This is a genomic window from Pseudoclavibacter sp. JAI123 (assembly GCF_013409665.1).
Lineage (GTDB): Bacteria > Actinomycetota > Actinomycetes > Actinomycetales > Microbacteriaceae > Pseudoclavibacter.
The window spans coordinates 278,163-294,226 of sequence record NZ_JACCCM010000002.1 but is presented as its reverse complement, the minus strand read 5'-3'; the positions used below and the strand labels follow the sequence as shown (position 1 = coordinate 294,226).

Sequence of the window (16,064 nt, the reverse complement as noted above, 5' to 3'; positions counted from 1 at the left end):
CCGTCAGGATTTGCCGAGGAACTCCCGCTCCTCGAAGCTGTGGCGGCCTATCGCCGCCTTGAGGTCCGGCCAGCGCTTCAGGCTCCAGTCGTCGTTGATCAGCAGGGCGGCTTCGTCTCGCGCGGAACGGATGAGGTCTGTGTCCTCGATGACCCGGAGCAGCTTCAGGGATGTCCGCCCGCCGGATTGTGCAGTGCCGAGCACGTCGCCCTCGCGGCGCAGCTCGAGGTCGCGCTCGGCGAGCTCGAAGCCGTCGAGCGTCTCCGCCACTGCGTTGATGCGCTCCCGAGCAGTGGATTCCTCCTCGGAGTTCGAGACGAGCAGGCACAGCCCCGGGTGCTCCCCTCGCCCCACGCGACCGCGCAGCTGGTGCAGCTGCGAGACGCCGAAGCGGTCCGCATCCATGACGATCATGACCGACGCGTTCGGCACGTTGACACCGACCTCGATGACGGTCGTGGCGACGAGCACGTCGATCTTGCCCTCCGCGAAGGCCCGCATGGCGCCGTCCTTCTCGTCGCTCGGCATCGCCCCGTGCACGGCGGCGACGCGCTTGCCCGCGAACAGCGGATGCACGGCGAGCGTCGGCGCGAGCTCCATGACGGCGGCGACCGGCTGCGGTGCCTCCTCGCCCTCGGCGGGCTCCGCGGGCTCGGAGGGCTCGATGGCCGGGCACACGACAAACGCCTGCCGCCCGCGGTCGACCTCTTCCGCCACGCGCTGCCAGGCGCGTTCGAGCCAGTGCGGATGCTCGCGAGTCGCGACGACGAACGTCTCGATCTTCTGGCGCCCCTTCGGCATCGTCACGATGCTCGAGATGTCGAGGTCGCCGAACACCGTCATCGCGACCGTGCGCGGGATCGGTGTCGCGGTGAGCACCAGCAGGTGCGGCGGCTGGGCGCCCTTGGCGCGCAGCGACTCGCGCTGCTCGACCCCGAACCGGTGCTGCTCGTCGACGATGACGAGGCCCAGGTCGTCGAACATGACGTCGTCGCTGAGCAGCGCATGGGTGCCCACGATGATCTTCGCCTCGCCGGCGACGACGCGGAGCGAGGCCCGCTTGCGCTCGGCTTTCGGCATGCTTCCAGTGATGAGCGTTGGCTTCAGCCGCTCGGCGAGCTCCGGCCCCAGCGAGTCGATGATCGAGCGGTAGTGCTGGGACGCGAGCACCTCGGTGGGAGCGAGCATGGCCGATTGTCCGCCTGCGTCGGCGACCTGCAGCATCGCGCGCAGGGCGACGAGTGTCTTGCCGGAGCCGACCTCGCCCTGCACGAGGCGGTGCATCGGCACGCCGCGCGCGAGATCCTTCGCGATCTGCCGGCCGACGGTCTTCTGGTCGGGTGTCAGCTCGAAGGGCACCAGTTCGTCGAAGGCCGCGAGCATCGGGCCGATGTCGTCGGTCCTGGCCCGGGCGGCCACGAGCTCGGAGATGGCGCGACGCTGCAGCAACGCGGCCTGCAGCACGTAGGCCTCGGTGAAGCGCAGTGACTCCCGCGCTCGTTCGAGCAGCTTGAAGGTCTCGGGTTGGTGGATGGCGCGCATCGCCTCGTCGTAGCTGTACATGCCGAACATGGCGCGCGTCTCGACGGGCACCGGGTCGCGCAGGAACGGGACCGCCTCGAGCACCGCCTGGACGGCGGCCGCGACCTTCCAGGTGGGCAGGCTGGCCGTGGCCGGATAGATCGGGATCGGCTCCTTCAGCCACTGGTCTCGACGCTCCGACAGGGCCTCGAGCGGCGCGTTCTCGAACAGCTCGTACTCGGGATGGGCGAGCTGGATCGCTCCCCGGTAGGCGGACGCCTTGCCGGAGAAGATGCCCGTCACGCCCGGCTGCAGCTGCTTCGCCCGCCAGCTCTGGTTGAAGAAGGTCAGCGAGACGATGCCCTTCTCGTCGGTGATCTCGACTTCAAGGATCGACCCGCGGCGCGCCCGCATCTGGCGGTCGCTGACCCGGAGCACGCGTGCGACCAGGGTGACGTGCTCACCGAGCGGCAGCGACTCGATGGCGGTCATCTCACCCCGACGCGCATATCGGCGCGGGTAGTGCTCGAGCATGCCGGCGACCGTCGTGACGTCGAGCTGCTTCTTGAGCTGCTGAGCGTCGCGCTTCCCGAGCACGTCCTCGAGCGGCGTGTCGAGGCCGAATCCGTCCATCAGCGCCTTCCTGACAGGGAGGCCGGGGCGAGCACCGCCCGGCGACGGACGGCGGGCGGTGCCGAGGCCCGGAGCGCTGCCCTGACCACGAGGACATCGTTCCAGAGCGCCGACCGCTCGCCTGCGCTCAGCTGCTGCCCGGCTCCCGGGTCCGAGAAGGCGGCGTGCTCATGCTCGACCCGGATGCGGTCGAGCGCGGAGCGTGCGTCATCCACCTCCCCGACTGCGGGGTCGGTGGCAGACGCAGAGGCAGGAGCAGGAGCAGACGTGTCTGCCGCGCCGCCGCGAGTCTCGACGGCGCCAGCGATGGCGGCGACGACCGCCTCAGGGGTGAGTCCGGCGGCGAGCCGGACGCCGTAGTCGACGGCGCTCTCGCAGACCTCCTGCCAAGCCGCGGTCCCCGCGCTCGGATGCTGCGGCGGCGTCCCGGTCAGGACCGCGGTTCGGCGCGCTCGACGTCTGGCGCCGCGCAGGAACGCCGGGATAAGGAGGAGCGCGATGATCGCCAGCGCTCCGGCGATGACCGCCAGCGTGATGAACACCGCGGTGAGATCGATGCCCGCCTCTTCATCCTCCTGCGCGCCGGGGCTGTCCGCCGCATCGGTCGGAGTCGGTGTCGGCGTCTCCGGCGGCACGGTCGGCGCCTCCGTGCTCTGGGTCTCGACAGGGGTCGGCGTCGGCGTCGTGGTCTCGAACGGGTCGATCGTCGGCGCGGTCGTCTCACCCGGGCCGGGCGCGACGAGGTTTCCGAGGGCACCTGCGGGCGTCGTCTCGAACATGACCCAGCCGTGGCCGGGCAGGTAGAGCTCTGCCCACGCGTGGAGCTGGTCGCTCGTGACGGTGTAGACAGGCTGCCCCTCGGCGTTCAGCTCCCCCGCGGAGCCCGGCGTGAAGCCGACGCCGATGCGGGAGGGGATGCCGAGCATGCGCGCCATGACCGCCATCGACGACGCGTAATGCACGCAGTATCCCGCTCGTGCGTCCAGGAAGGCGGCGATGACGTCGAGGCTCGTTCCGTCGTACCCCTGCTGGACGGGCGCGGTCTCCGAGTACGCGAAGCCGTCGGCGAAGAACGCCTGGAGCTGCAGCGCCTGCGTCCCGGCGGGGGCATCCTCGTCGACGATTTCGCCGAGCACGTCGCGAATGCGGTCGGCACTCGGCCCCTCCGGCACCTGTGTGAGCGGTTCGAGCTCGGGCGGCACGTCGACCTCGAGCTGCGAGATGGTCTCGAAGCTCGGAGTCGGCACCACCGTCTGGATCTCGTAGTTCTGCGCCAGCGCTTCATCGTTCGCGCTGCGCACGTCACCGGTCCGCTCTTCGAGGAGGAACTCCCCCTGCAGGTCGACGATGCTGGCCGCGAAACCGGGTCGCGGGAGGAACGAGCTCACGCCGTCGTTGAGCACGATGCGCGTCGTGAACTCGCTCGACTGCGCCCCCGCCGAGACGCCGGTCGGGAGTGGCAGCTCGCCCCCGTCGATCGCCACGTTCCCGTCGAACGCGCCGGGAGTCCAGTCGTCGCTGCCGTTCAGGTCGCTGAGCGTCTGCAGCGTCAGGTAGGGCAGCGACCCCTGGTCCGTGGTCGTCGCGTAGCGGAGCACCTCGACCGCGTTGTTGCGCCGAAGGTCCTCGCCGAGGTCGATGATGGGGTTCGCCCGGTTCGTGGACAGCCCGGTCGTGGACGTCTGCCGGATCGCGTCGATGCCGGTCGGCGAGGGGACGACGGTCGAGGCGACGAGGACGGCAACCAGCGACACCGCGGTGACGCCCAGCGCCCCGCCGAGGCCGGCCAGGCCTCTGCTGTCGACGAGGAAGCCCTGGTACGAGAGCTCCTCGTCGTGCACACGCTGGTGCCAGCTCGACACCGCGTAGAGGAACACCGCGAGCGCCAGCGCGGCGAAGACGTACGCCCAGCCGTCGAACGCGTCGATGCCGAGGGCCATCGGGATGAGCGGGAACGCGAGCAGCGGCAGCATCGCGAGCGAGCGACCCCTGATGCCGAACACGAAGAAGTCGCAGAGCACCACGATGATCGCGACGCCGATGAGCACGAGCATCGTCATGGCGTCGGTCTCGCGCAGTGGCGCCGCGTCGGAGCGAAGCTGCTCGACGAGCTGCTCGGTGAGCACACCCCAGCCCTCGACCGTCGCCCGCGGCGAGCCGCGCCCTGTGAAGCTCACGAGAACGATGGCGCCGCCCACGATCGAGGCGATGAGCGCCCAGAGCTGGGACCCGGTGAAGGTGCGGACGAGCGCGGCGGCCCCGAGCATGATCGTGACCAGGACGATGGCCTTCGCCGACCACGTGTTGGTGTCGAAGATCGGCCAGAGCAGGTTCGTCGCGCTGTAGATCAGCACGGCGAGCGAGACGGTGACCACCCATGAGCCGTTGGCGCCCGGGGTCCCCTTCCAGCCTTGGCGGCGACGCATCTGCGCCGTGGTCGTGGCCTGCGCGCTCATACGGTGGCCTCCAGCTCGAGCACGGGCGTGAACGGCCGCGCGCGGGCGGGTGAGTAGACGGCGACGTTCCAACCGGCTTCCGTGAATGACGTCAGGGTGGCCGGGGGCACGGGCCCGTCGGAGACGAGCAGCGCGAGGGCTGGCGAGGCGACGGACGAGAGCGATCGGATGGCGGCCAGGCCTTCCCCGCCCAGGTGACGGTGCACGTAGACGACGGGAGTGCGCGCCACGCGGGAGATGTCGTCGACGACCTCGGCGCAGGCCTCCCGTCGCTCGGCGTCGGGCTGCGTGAGCATGAGTCGGCGCATGACCCCTTCGAGGGCCTCCTCCGACGGCGTGCGCGTGCTCTCGGCGTCGCCGTCGAGAGCCGCGTGCGTCTCGAAGAGCTCGGTCTCGTACCCGAAGCGGTGGAAGCGTGCGAGGACCGAAGCGGCGAGAGAGACCGCGAGCTCGAACTCCGCATCCACGGCAGTCGACGGACTGGCCTGCTCGTTCATGAGGTCGATGATCGTCATCGGCGCCTTCGGCTCCTCGACCGCGGGTGCCCCGCTCGTGTCGAGGATCACCACGGAGGTGTCCTCGGCGTGGTGCTCCTCCTGGCGGACGCGCAGCTCTCCCGCGTGCGCCGTCGCACGCCAGTGGATGCGTCGCAGCGGGTCCCCTCGTCGGTAGTCGCGGGTGAGCACGTCGTCGGAGTCACCCGACTGCGCGACACCGGCCTCGACCTCGCCGCCGCTCTTGCCGCTCGGCACCGACATCGCCGGCAGGTCGACGACGCGTGGCCACACCTCGACCTCGGTCGCCTCACCGATCTTCAGGACTCGCCGGGTCAGACCGAGGCCGTCCATGTTGTCGAAGAACAGGGGCCCGACCTCGTGGACTCCGCGCCGCATCGAATCCACACCGTAGGCGACCCGGCGACGCCGCTTGTCCTCGTTGCGGTTGATGCGTGAGCCGATCGCCGGCAGCACGCCGCCGACGCTGGACGGCTCCGCACCAGGCAGCAGGTCCAGGTAGGAACTCGGCTCGAGCGCGATCCAGGACCGGTTGCGGACCTCCGTGACCACTCGCATCCGATCACCCACGGCGAGCGTCGTCGGGTAGATCGTGCGCTCGGCCTCGAGGCGCGGGCGCCAGATGAGGCGAAGCACGTAGGCGACGAGGGGCAACGCGACGAGGAACCCACCGAGGGCGAGCAGCTCACCCCGACCGAAGACCACGGCGGCGGCTCCGAGCAGCACGCCGACCACCACCAGGCCGATGGCTCGGCTGGTGGGTCTCAGCCGCCTCTCGATGCGCTTCGTCGCCACGCGCTACGCGGTCGCCGCGCTCGTTGGGACGGCGATCTGCTGCGAGATCTGGTCGATGATGCGGGCGGCGGATGCAGACGCGGCGGTGCCCCTCGACCCGCGGGCGCTCAGCACGAGACGGTGCGCGAAGACGGGACCGACGAGCTTTGCGACGTCGTCCGGCACGACGAAGTCGCGTCCGGCGACCGCCGCAGCCGCGCGCGAGGCGCGGACGAGGTGCAGGGTGGCGCGGGGGCTCACGCCGACGCGCACATCTGGATGCTCGCGCGTGGCCCTCGCGAGGTCGACGATGTACTGCTTGATGGCGGGGGCCACGTAGATTCGCGAGGCCTGCTCGATCATGGTCGACACGTCGGTCGCGCTCAGCGAGGCGCGCACGCTGGCGAGGGGGTCGCTCGAGTCTCGGCGGTCGACCATGGCGAGCTCGTCGTCGCGCTCGGGGTAGCCCATCGACATCCGCGCCATGAAGCGGTCCCGCTGCGCCTCGGGGAGCGCGTACGTGCCTTCCATCTCCGAAGGATTCTGCGTGGCGAACACCGTGAACGGCGCGGGGAGCTTGTGCGTGACGCCGTCGACCGTGACCTGGCCCTCCTCCATGCACTCCAGGAGCGCCGACTGGGTCTTCGGGGAGGCGCGGTTGATCTCATCGCCGATGACGACGTTCGCGAACACCGGGCCCTGCTGGAACTCGAAGCGGCGTTCGACCTGGTCGTAGATCGCGACACCCGTCACGTCCGACGGCAGGAGGTCAGGGGTGAACTGGATGCGGCTCACGCTCGAGTCCATCGCCGCCGCGAGCGTCTTCGCGAGCACCGTCTTGCCGACGCCGGGCACGTCCTCCACCAGCAGGTGACCCCCGGCGAGGAGCACGACGACGGCGAGATGCACCTGCTCGTCTTTCCCCGAGATGACCGACGACACGCTCTCGCGGATCTGACGCGCGCCATCCTGCAGCGCAACGGCTGTGCTCGATGCGCGCTCGCGCCCAGTAGGCGCGGCTGACAGGGCCGTCGCCGCCGCGGTCTCCGCGCTGTTGCCGTGTTCCATGGCCACCTCCGAATTCAAGTGCCCATCATTCCACGCACCCCCGACAAGTTCGGCCAGAAGCTCGCCGCTGTGCATGCAGTCGCGGCCTCACGGCTACGATCGCTGCGTGACACGCATCATCGCAGGAGCCGCCAGGGGCCACTCGCTCTCCGTTCCCAAGAGCGGCACTCGTCCGACGAGCGACCGCGTCCGGGAGGCGATGTTCTCGTCGCTCGAGTCGCTGCTCGATCTCGGCGGTGTCGCCGTGCTCGACCTGTACGCGGGTTCCGGGGCGCTGGCGTTCGAGGCGCTCAGCCGGGGCGCGTCCAGCGCCGTGCTCGTCGAGCAGTCCAAGGCGGCCACGGCCGTGCTGCGCGCCAACGCCGAGCTGCTCGCTCGCGTGACGCGTGAGCAGGGCCGCCGCACGGTGACGACGCGCGTCGCGCAGAGCTCCGTGTCGAGCTTCCTCCGCACTCCCCCTGCCCAGCGTTTCGAGCTCGTGTTCATCGACCCGCCATACGAACTCGGCGAGGCGGAGCTCGCGGAGGCGCTCGAGGCGCTGGTGCCGCACCTGGCGCCCGAGGCGGTCGTCGTGATCGAACGCGGCTCTCGCTCCCCCGCCCCGACCGTTCCGCACAGCTTCGAGCCGCTACGCCGCAAAGCGTACGGCGAGACGATCGTGTACAGCTACGAGGCAGTGCCCGTCGAGGAATCAGACGCCGAGAAGTCCCAGGCGTAGGGGTCCCAGCCCCGCGCGTCCCTCGGCGCACCGTCGACGTGCACCGCCGAAGCGGCCCCGTCTGCCGCCGAACGCACCCGCCCGATCGCGCGGAACCCGTCCGGCAGCGTCGCCCAGGCCGGAAAGGCCGCCAGCAGCCCGTGGTCCTCGCCGCCGACCACGACGAGCTCCACGGCGCGCGCCCGCCGCTGGGTCTCGTCGAGCTCCGGCATCGCGGCGCGCAGCGCCGCGTCGACCGCTTCGATGTCGGAGCCGAGCACTGAGGTGTCGATCTCGAGCCGCACACCGCTGGCCCGGGCCAGCCTGGTCGCATCGAGGAGGAGGCCGTCGGAGACATCCATCATCGCCGTCGCGCCGGCCTCCCTGGCCGCGAGCCCCAGCGAGGTGTCGATCGTGGGCGCGAGATGCCAGTCGACCACGGCGGCGACGGCGTCGCCGCGCGAGCGCAGGGCCGCGATGCCCTCGGCGAGCGCCTCGCCCCGCGCATCCCGGGCCAGGGCATAGAGCAGCGAGAGCCCCGCACCGCTGCGCCCGGCCGGGCCGCTGAGGGCCAGGACATCGCCGGCCTCCGCCCCGGACCGCGGCACCGGCTCTCCTCCGCCCAGGTCGCCGAACGCCGTGATCGCGATCACGAGCTGTTCGCTCGTCGAGAGGTCGCCGCCGATGACGCCGCAGTCTGGGGCCATCTCGCGGAGGGCCTCGGCGAAGCCCTCGGCCAGCTCCTCGACCCAGGAGACCGCCGTCTCGCCGGGGAGCGCGAGCGCCACGGTGATCGCGGTCGGCGCGGCGCCCATGGCCGCGACGTCGGCGAGGTTCGAGGCACACGCCTTGCGGGCGAGGTCGCGAGCCGACGACCAGGCGAGACGGAAGTCCGGCCCCTCGATCATGAGGTCGGTCGTGATGACGACCCTCCCGTCGCCGGCCGCCAGGACGGCAGCGTCGTCACCGGCTCCGAGCACCCCGGCTCTGGCAGCGGGAACCCTGGCGAGAATGCGCCGCAGCAGCTCGGCTTCGCCGCATTCGCCGACCGTGAACACGGCAGCAGCGGGACGGCGGGACGCTTCATCGGAAAGGGCGGGCACCCGTTCACGATAGCCTGGGAGCAAATGCTTCGAACCTCTCGCTCCGCCTCTCGAATCGGCTCCGCCGTGGTCGCGACCGCCGCATCCATCGTGCTGCTGACCGCCTGCAACAGCGCCAGCGTGCCCATGGAACCCGCGCCGGACGCGGCGGCGCCCGAGTGCGCGGAAGTCTCGGTCCGTCTCCCCTCCACCGTCGACGGGCTCGAGCTGCGGCTCACGAACGCGCAGGCCACCGGCGCGTGGGGCACCCCGGCCAGCGTGCTGCTGCGCTGCGGCGTGCCGACCCCGGGGCCGACCACCGACTACTGCCAGAACCTCAACGGCATCGACTGGGTGCTCGACGACAGCCAGGCCCCCACGTACCGCTTCACGAGCTACGGTCGCACGCCCGCCGTCGAGGTCATCCTCGACTCAGACGTCGTGTCCGGGACGGCCGTGCTCATCGACCTCGAGGATGCGGTCGAGAAGCTGCCGAAGACGGGCGCCTGCGTGGGCGCCGACGACGTGCTCGGCTCGCAGTAGCGGCCCAGGTCGCCTTCGGGTGCTCGCCCCGCGGACGCCCGGGCCCCTCCGCTAGCGCGTGAGGCGCGCCTCGCGGGCCGCGGCGTGCGCGCTCGCCACCTCGATGAGCTCGGTGATGAGCTCCGGGTAGCTCATGCCGCTCGCCTGCCAGCACTTCGGGAACATGGAGATGGGCGTGAAACCGGGCATCGTGTTGATCTCGTTGACGACGAAGCCCTCGTCGGTGAGGAAGAAGTCGACGCGCGCGAGACCGGAGGCGCCGAGCGCCTCGAAGGCGCGGACGCCGAGCTCCGCCATCTCCTCGAGCAGTTCGTCGCTCAGATCGGCGGGGCAGCGCAACTCGACACCTGAGTCGTCGAGGTACTTCGCCTCGAAGTCGTAGAACTCCGCCTTCGTCATGACGATCTCGCCGGCGACGGACGCGCGCGCACGCTCCCCTGGCCGCGACTCGAGCACGGCGATCTCGACCTCTCGGCCGGCGACTGCCGCCTCGACGAGCACGTGGTCGTCCTCAGCGAGGGCTGTGGCCATGGCGTCGGCGAACTCCTCGAGCGCAGCGACCTTGCTCACTCCGACGCTCGAGCCGGCGCGGGCCGGCTTGATGAACACCGGAAGCCCGAGCTGGTCGATGACCTCAGCCGCCAGCGACTCACCCTGGGTGTCCCACTGATGCTGCGTGATCGTGACGCCGGCCGCGACCTGCAGGCCGGCATCCCGCAGCACGATCTTCGTGTAGTGCTTGTCCATGCCGACGCTCGCGGCGAGCACCGACGACCCCACGAAGGGCAGACCGACGAGCTCGAGCATGCCCTGCACGGTTCCGTCCTCTCCGAACGGGCCGTGCAGGATCGGGAAGACGAGGTCGACCTCGCCGAGTGACGTGCGCTCCGTGAGCTCGGCACCGGCTTCGGCACCCAGGGCGTCACCCTCGACTCGGGAGACGGTCACCTCGCGGTGCTTCGCGGAGTCCGGCAGGTGGATGCGCGTGCCGTTGTCGACGACCTCCGGCAGGTTCTCGGGGTCGAGCGCGAACTTGTCCGCGTCGTCGTCCTCCAGCACCCAGGCGCCATCCCGCGTGATGCCGATCGGCAGGACACGGTACTTGTCGCGGTCGATCGCGCCGAGGACACCGCTCGCCGTGGCGCACGAGATCGCGTGCTCGCTCGATCGGCCGCCGAAGACGATGGCGATGAGGGGCCGCGAGTCTGCTGCTGCGGTGGCGTTCGTCTGAGCGGTCGACATGAGGGTTCCTTCCACGAGCGACTCTTCGCTCACCGCATCAAGGGTACGGGGTCGCCAGGCTGGGACCGGGCGCTACTCGCCGCTCGGTCCGTCGTCGGTCGCGAGGTGCGGTGCCAGGTCGGCGGGGCTCATGCGGCCGTGGAGGACGTCGTCGATCTGCGTCGCGATGGGCATGTCGACACCGTGGCGCTCGGCGAGCTCGAGGATCGCGCCGACCGATCGAAGCCCTTCTGCCGTCTGCTGCATCTGCGCGACGACGTCGTCGTAGACGTAGCCCTGCCCCAGGAGCCTGCCGGCCGTGAAGTTCCGCGAGAGCGGGGATTCGCAGGTCGCGATGAGGTCGCCGAGCCCGGCCAGTCCGATCATGGTCGACGCCTGGGCGCCCATGGCGACGGCGAAGTCGGAGATCTCGGCGAGGCCGCGCGTCATGACCGACGCCTTGGTGTTCTCGCCGTAGCCGACGCCGTCGACGATGCCGACGGCGATCGCGATGAGGTTCTTGAGGACCCCGCCGAACTCGGTGCCGACCACGTCGACGTTCACGAACGACTTCAGGTAGCCGTTGCGGGCGAGCTTCGCGACGCTCACGGCCGTCGCCTCGCTGTCCGACGCGACGACGATGGCGGTCGGCTGCTCCTTCGCGATCTCGAGCGCGATGTTGGGGCCGCTGGCGACCGCGATGCGCTCGGCCGGGAGGTCCAGGACGCCTGTGAGCACCTGGCTCATGCGGAGGCCGCTCGAGCGCTCGACGCCCTTCATGAGGCTCACGACGACCGCGTCGTCGTCGATGAGGGTGGCGAGCTGCCCGGCGAGCTCGCGCGCTGTCTGCGCGGGCACCGACACGAAGACGAAGTGCTGCCCTCGAACCGCCTCGACGAGGTCCGGCGTCGCGCGCAGGTTCCTCGGCAGGTCGATGCCGGGCAGGTAGCCCGTGTTGCGGTGCGACTCGTTGATCTCGTTCGCGACCTCAGGACGGCGAGCCCAGATGGTCACCTCGTGCCCCGCGTCCGCGAGCACCTTCGCGAACGTGGTGCCCCAGCTGCCGCTGCCGAGCACGACGGCGCGCTGCACGGAGCTCACGCCCCGCTCCCCGATTCCCGAGGGGTGGTGCCCCGGTCCTGCGGGAACCGGCCGTGCTCCGTCTGCCCGTGCTTGGCCGGGTCGTAGAGCTCGGTCGGAGCCTTCTCACCGCGGATGCCCTCGAGCAGTCCCGTGATGTCGTGCATGATGAGCTCGGTCGCGCCCTTCATGGCGCTCGCGCTGTGCATGCGCCCGCTGAACTCGGCGAGGCTGACGGGCTCGCCGACGTGCACCGTGATGGTCTTGCGCCATCCCAGCGTGAGCTTCTTGGAGTAGCGGGGCAGGATGTGCTGCGCGCCCCAGATCGCCGTCGGGTAGACCGGGATGTCGGCACTCAGCGCAACTCGGGCGGCTCCGTTCTTGCCGCGCATGGGCCACAGCTCGGGCTCGCGGGTGAGCGTGCCCTCCGGGTAGATGATGACTCCTTGGCCGAGGCGTGCGAGCTGCTGCGCGGATGCGATGGCAGCCTGGTTGGCGCCGCGGACGTCACGCGAGACGGGGATCTGCCCGCTCTTGCGGAGAATCCAGCCGAGCCCCTTCACCCGGAAGAGCCGGTCGGCCGCCATGAAGCGCGGCGCGCGGCCGAGCTTCCAGACGGCCATCCCCATGATGAGCGGGTCGATCTCGCTCGTGTGGTTCGGGGCGACGATGAACGCGCCGTCGACCGGCAGCTCGCCCTTGATCTCCCACCGCATGATCGGCCAGCTCAACGGGAAGGCGATCGCCGCCAGGAACCAGAAGATCGACGGCCTGCTCTTCTCCGGCGAGACGCGCTTTCCCGCAGATCCCCGCTTCGCAGCGGTCACTCCTACGCCTCTACCGTGAAGTCAGCTCCGAGGGTCTCGAGCTTCGCGATGAAGTTCTCGTAGCCGCGCGCGATGATGCCGACGTTGGAGACACGCGAGGTGCCCTCCGCTGCGAGCGCCGCGATGAGGTGGCTGAAGCCGCCGCGCAGGTCGGGGACCTCGATGTCGGCTGCCTTGAGCTTCGTCGGGCCGGAGATGACGGCGGAGTGCTGGAAGTTGCGCTGTCCGAAGCGGCACTCCTGGCTGCCGAGGCACTCGCGGTGCAGCTGGATGTCGCTGCCCATCTCGACGAGCGCGTCGACGAAGCCGAAGCGCTGCTCGTACACGGTCTCGTGCACGATCGAGACGCCGTGCGCCTGTGTCAGCGCGACGACGAGCGGCTGCTGCCAGTCGGTCATGAAGCCGGGGTGCACGTCCGTCTCGATGACGACGGGGCGCAGCTCACCGCCGGGGTGGTAGAAGCGGATGCCGTCGTCGTGGATCTCGAATGCTCCACCGGCCTTGCGGAAGACGTTGAGGAACGTGAGCATCTCGGGCTGCTTGGCGCCGCCGACGTAGATGTCGCCCTTCGTGACGAGCGCCGCGGAGGCCCAGCTGGCTGCCTCGTTGCGGTCGAAGAGCGCCTTGTGGCTGTAGCCGCCGAGGCGTTCGACGCCCTCGATGCGGATGACGCGGTCGGCGTCGACCGAGATGATGGCGCCCATCTTCTGCAGGATGTTGATGAGGTCCATGATCTCGGGCTCGATGGCCGCGTTGCGCAGCTCCGTGCGCCCGTTGGCGCGCACGGCCGTGAGGAGGACCTGCTCGGTGGCGCCGACGGACGGGTACGGGAGCGTGACCTTCGCGCCGTGCAGGCCTTCTGGCGCGCTCATCCGGATGCCGCTCGGCAGCTTCTCGATGACGGCGCCGAAGTTGCGGAGCACCTCGAGGTGGAAGTCGATCGGGCGGTCGCCGATGCGGCAGCCGCCGAGGTCGGGGATGAACGCCTCGCCGAGGCGGTGCAGGAGCGGGCCGCAGAAGAGGATCGGGATGCGGCTGGAGCCGGCGTGCGCGTTGATCTCGGCCATGTGGGCCGTCTCGACGTTCGTCGGGTCGAGGCGCAGGTCGCCAGACACCTCGTTGCGGTCGATCTTCACGCCGTGGAGGGTGAGGAGGCCGGCGACGACGCGGACGTCGGAGATGTCCGGCACGTCGCGCAGCACGCTGACGTCCTCGCCGAGGAGGGCCGCGACCATGGCCTTGGTCACGAGGTTCTTCGCGCCACGGACCTCGATGCGACCGGCGAGCGGGCGTCCGCCGTTGAAGACGATGGTGTCGCCGGTCAGGCCGACTGATGCGCCGGCGCGAGCCGAGTCGTTGGTGATCGTGTTCACTGAGTTGCACTCCCTGCGGTGGTGGACCTGCGGATCGGAAGAGTCCGCGGACGCCACGCCTCTCGGCGTGACTCAAAGGTGGAGATCGCGTGTTCGTCACGCAACGTCAACGAGATGTCGTCGAGGCCCTCGAGCAGACGCCATCTCGTGTAGTCGTCGATCTCGAACGTCGCCGTCATGTCTCCGACAGTAACGGTGTTCGTGGTGAGGTCAACGACCGCAGCCGCACCCGGGTCCGCTTCCGCGGCATCCCAGAGCTGTTCTACGAGGTGCTCCTCCAGCGTGGCGACAAGCAGCCCTTGCTTGCCGGCGTTGCCGAGGAAGATGTCTCCGAAGCGGGAGCCGATGACGGCTCGGAAGCCGTAATCCTTGAGCGCCCAGACGGCGTGCTCTCGGGATGACCCGGTGCCGAAGTCGGGTCCAACGAGCAGGATGCGGGGGGTCTCCTGGTATTCGGGTCGGTTGAGGACGAAGTCGGGGTCTTGCCGCCACCCGTTGAAGAGCGCGTCTTCGTAGCCCGTCTTGGTGACGCGCTTGAGGTAGACCGCTGGGAGGATCTGGTCGGTGTCGACGTTGGAGCGGCGAAGCGGGACGGCGGCGCCTTCGATGCGGGTGATCTTCTCCATCAGACGGTCACCTCCTGTGGCTGCTGCGCGTTGCCCGGGGTCGCGGATGCAGCGGGCGGGTCGAGATCGGACGGACTGGAGAGCGTACCGCGAACGGCCGTCGCGGCGGCCACGAGGGGCGACACGAGATGCGTCCGCCCGCCTTTGCCCTGACGACCTTCGAAGTTGCGGTTGGAGGTGGAGGCGCAGCGCTGGCCAGGTTCGAGCTGGTCGGGGTTCATGCCGAGGCACATGGAGCAGCCCGCGAAGCGCCACTCCGCGCCGAAGTCGGTGATGATCCTGTCGAGGCCCTCGGCTTCCGCCTCGAGGCGCACTCGCGCGGAACCGGGGACGACCATGACGCGCACGCCCTCTGCCTTCTGGCGTCCCGCGATCACCGAGGTGAAGGCGCGGAGGTCTTCGATGCGGCTGTTCGTGCACGAGCCCATGAAGACGACGTCGACGGGGATGCTCTTCAGCGGGCGGCCCGCTTCGAGCGCCATGTACTCGAGGGCACGCTCGGCCGCCTGCCGGTCGTTGGGGTCGGCGAACTCGGACGGCTCTGGGACGACGCCGCTGAGGGAGACGCCCTGGCCGGGGTTGGTGCCCCAGGTGACGAACGGCTCGAGGGTGTCGGCGTCGATGGAGACTTCGGCGTCGAAGACGGCGCCGTCGTCGGTTCGCAGCGTTCTCCAGTAGTCGAGTGCCGCGTCCCAGTCTTCGCCCACGGGGGCGTGATCGCGGCCTTCGAGATACGCGAAGGTCTTCTCGTCCGGTGCGACCATGCCCGCGCGCGCTCCGGCCTCGATCGACATGTTGCAGATCGTCATGCGCCCCTCCATGGAGAGGGCCTCGATGGCGGAGCCACGGTACTCGAGCACGTAGCCTGCGCCGCCGCCCGTGCCGATCTTGGCGATGACGGCGAGGATGACGTCCTTCGCCGTGACACCTTCCCTGAGGGTTCCGTCGACGTTGATGGCCATCGTCTTGAATGGCTTGATGGCGAGCGTCTGCGTGGCGAGCACGTGCTCGACCTCGCTGGTGCCGATGCCGAACGCGATGGCGCCGAAGGCACCGTGGGTCGAGGTGTGCGAGTCGCCGCAGACCACGGTGATGCCGGGCTGCGTGAGGCCGAGCTGCGGTCCGACGACGTGCACGATGCCCTGCTCGGCGTCGCCGAGCGGGTGGAGGCGGATGCCGAACTCCTGGGCGTTGCGGCGCAGCGTCTCGATCTGCGTGCGGCTCGTGGTGTCGGCGATGCGGTTCAGGATGTCGACCGTCGGCGTGTTGTGGTCTTCCGTCGCGATCGTGAGGTCGGGGCGGCGCACGGGGCGGCCGGCGACGCGCAGGCCGTCGAATGCCTGTGGGCTGGTGACCTCGTGCATGATGTGCAGGTCGATGTAGATGAGGTCCGGTGAGCCGTTCTCGCCCTTGGCGACGAGGTGGTCTTCCCACACCTTCTGCGCCAGGGTCTTCGGCTGCGCCGTTGGAGGTGCGCCGTGTGCGTTGCTGCGTTCCGTCTTCATGCTGCTTGTGTCTCCTCGCATCTGGTCAGGCGCCTTGAACACCGCGACGGGATGCACCTGCGAAGTCAGGCCCCGTCGCGGCAGCAAAGGAGGAGCAGACCGGCAGACATGCGGACCATGCTAACACTGCGCCGTTTTCCGGT

General features: G+C 69.9%; 13 protein-coding genes. 2 read left to right on the top strand and 11 right to left on the bottom strand.

Annotated elements, in window-relative coordinates; translation table 11 throughout:
• Window positions 1-3: 3 nt before the first annotated feature.
• Genes HDC34_RS13540 through HDC34_RS13525 form a run of 4 tightly spaced genes read right to left on the bottom strand, consistent with a single transcriptional unit; the run spans window position 4 to window position 6,967 of the window.
• Window positions 4-2,154 (bottom strand): ATP-dependent DNA helicase RecG, encoded by a 2,151-nt coding sequence (locus tag HDC34_RS13540; protein WP_179557383.1) that lies wholly within the window; start codon window positions 2,152-2,154, stop codon window positions 4-6.
• On the bottom strand, window positions 2,154-4,610 hold the full coding sequence (locus HDC34_RS13535; protein ID WP_179557382.1) for a DUF3488 and transglutaminase-like domain-containing protein: 2,457 nt from the start codon (window positions 4,608-4,610) through the stop codon (window positions 2,154-2,156). Before HDC34_RS13535 ends, HDC34_RS13540 begins: the two co-directional genes overlap by 1 nt.
• Window positions 4,607-5,920: a DUF58 domain-containing protein gene (locus tag HDC34_RS18250; protein WP_104311264.1), complete on the bottom strand. Its 1,314-nt coding sequence runs from the start codon at window positions 5,918-5,920 to the stop codon at window positions 4,607-4,609. The genes HDC34_RS13535 and HDC34_RS18250 overlap by 4 nt, the downstream gene beginning before the upstream one ends.
• 3 nt (window positions 5,921-5,923) lie before the next feature.
• Window positions 5,924-6,967, bottom strand: coding sequence for a MoxR family ATPase (locus tag HDC34_RS13525; RefSeq protein WP_104311263.1), 1,044 nt, complete (start codon window positions 6,965-6,967; stop codon window positions 5,924-5,926).
• 106 nt (window positions 6,968-7,073) lie between these two features.
• Between HDC34_RS13525 and rsmD the strand changes: the two genes are divergently transcribed.
• A complete protein-coding gene (rsmD, locus tag HDC34_RS13520) occupies window positions 7,074-7,685 on the top strand; it encodes a 16S rRNA (guanine(966)-N(2))-methyltransferase RsmD (protein WP_179557381.1) in 612 nt (203 codons plus the stop codon).
• Here the strand turns inward: rsmD and thiL are convergent.
• On the bottom strand, window positions 7,634-8,767 hold the full coding sequence (gene thiL / locus HDC34_RS13515) for a thiamine-phosphate kinase (RefSeq protein ID WP_179557380.1): 1,134 nt from the start codon (window positions 8,765-8,767) through the stop codon (window positions 7,634-7,636). The genes rsmD and thiL overlap by 52 nt on opposite strands.
• A 24-nt stretch (window positions 8,768-8,791) precedes the next feature.
• On the opposite strand from thiL, the gene HDC34_RS13510 reads away from it, so the two are divergent.
• Window positions 8,792-9,289, top strand: a complete 498-nt coding sequence (locus tag HDC34_RS13510; protein WP_179557379.1) for a DUF3515 family protein — start codon at window positions 8,792-8,794, stop codon at window positions 9,287-9,289.
• 51 nt (window positions 9,290-9,340) lie between these two features.
• Here the strand turns inward: HDC34_RS13510 and HDC34_RS13505 are convergent, their stop codons facing one another.
• From HDC34_RS13505 to leuC, 6 genes are all read right to left on the bottom strand, one after another.
• Window positions 9,341-10,531 (bottom strand): D-alanine--D-alanine ligase family protein, encoded by a 1,191-nt coding sequence (locus tag HDC34_RS13505; RefSeq protein ID WP_179557598.1) that lies wholly within the window; start codon window positions 10,529-10,531, stop codon window positions 9,341-9,343.
• A gap of 72 nt (window positions 10,532-10,603) precedes the next feature.
• Window positions 10,604-11,611: an NAD(P)H-dependent glycerol-3-phosphate dehydrogenase gene (locus tag HDC34_RS13500; RefSeq protein ID WP_258068025.1), complete on the bottom strand. Its 1,008-nt coding sequence runs from the start codon at window positions 11,609-11,611 to the stop codon at window positions 10,604-10,606.
• Window positions 11,608-12,417, bottom strand: coding sequence for a lysophospholipid acyltransferase family protein (locus tag HDC34_RS13495; protein ID WP_307852862.1), 810 nt, complete (start codon window positions 12,415-12,417; stop codon window positions 11,608-11,610). The genes HDC34_RS13500 and HDC34_RS13495 overlap by 4 nt, the downstream gene beginning before the upstream one ends.
• 2 nt (window positions 12,418-12,419) lie before the next feature.
• Window positions 12,420-13,790, bottom strand: coding sequence for a UDP-N-acetylglucosamine 1-carboxyvinyltransferase (murA, locus tag HDC34_RS13490; RefSeq protein WP_104252457.1), 1,371 nt, complete (start codon window positions 13,788-13,790; stop codon window positions 12,420-12,422).
• Complete coding sequence (gene leuD / locus HDC34_RS13485; protein WP_179557378.1) at window positions 13,787-14,416, bottom strand: 3-isopropylmalate dehydratase small subunit; 630 nt, start codon at window positions 14,414-14,416, stop codon at window positions 13,787-13,789. Before leuD ends, murA begins: the two co-directional genes overlap by 4 nt.
• Window positions 14,416-15,921 (bottom strand): 3-isopropylmalate dehydratase large subunit, encoded by a 1,506-nt coding sequence (gene leuC, locus HDC34_RS13480; protein ID WP_179557377.1) that lies wholly within the window; start codon window positions 15,919-15,921, stop codon window positions 14,416-14,418. The genes leuD and leuC overlap by 1 nt, the downstream gene beginning before the upstream one ends.
• Window positions 15,922-16,064 lie beyond the last annotated feature (143 nt).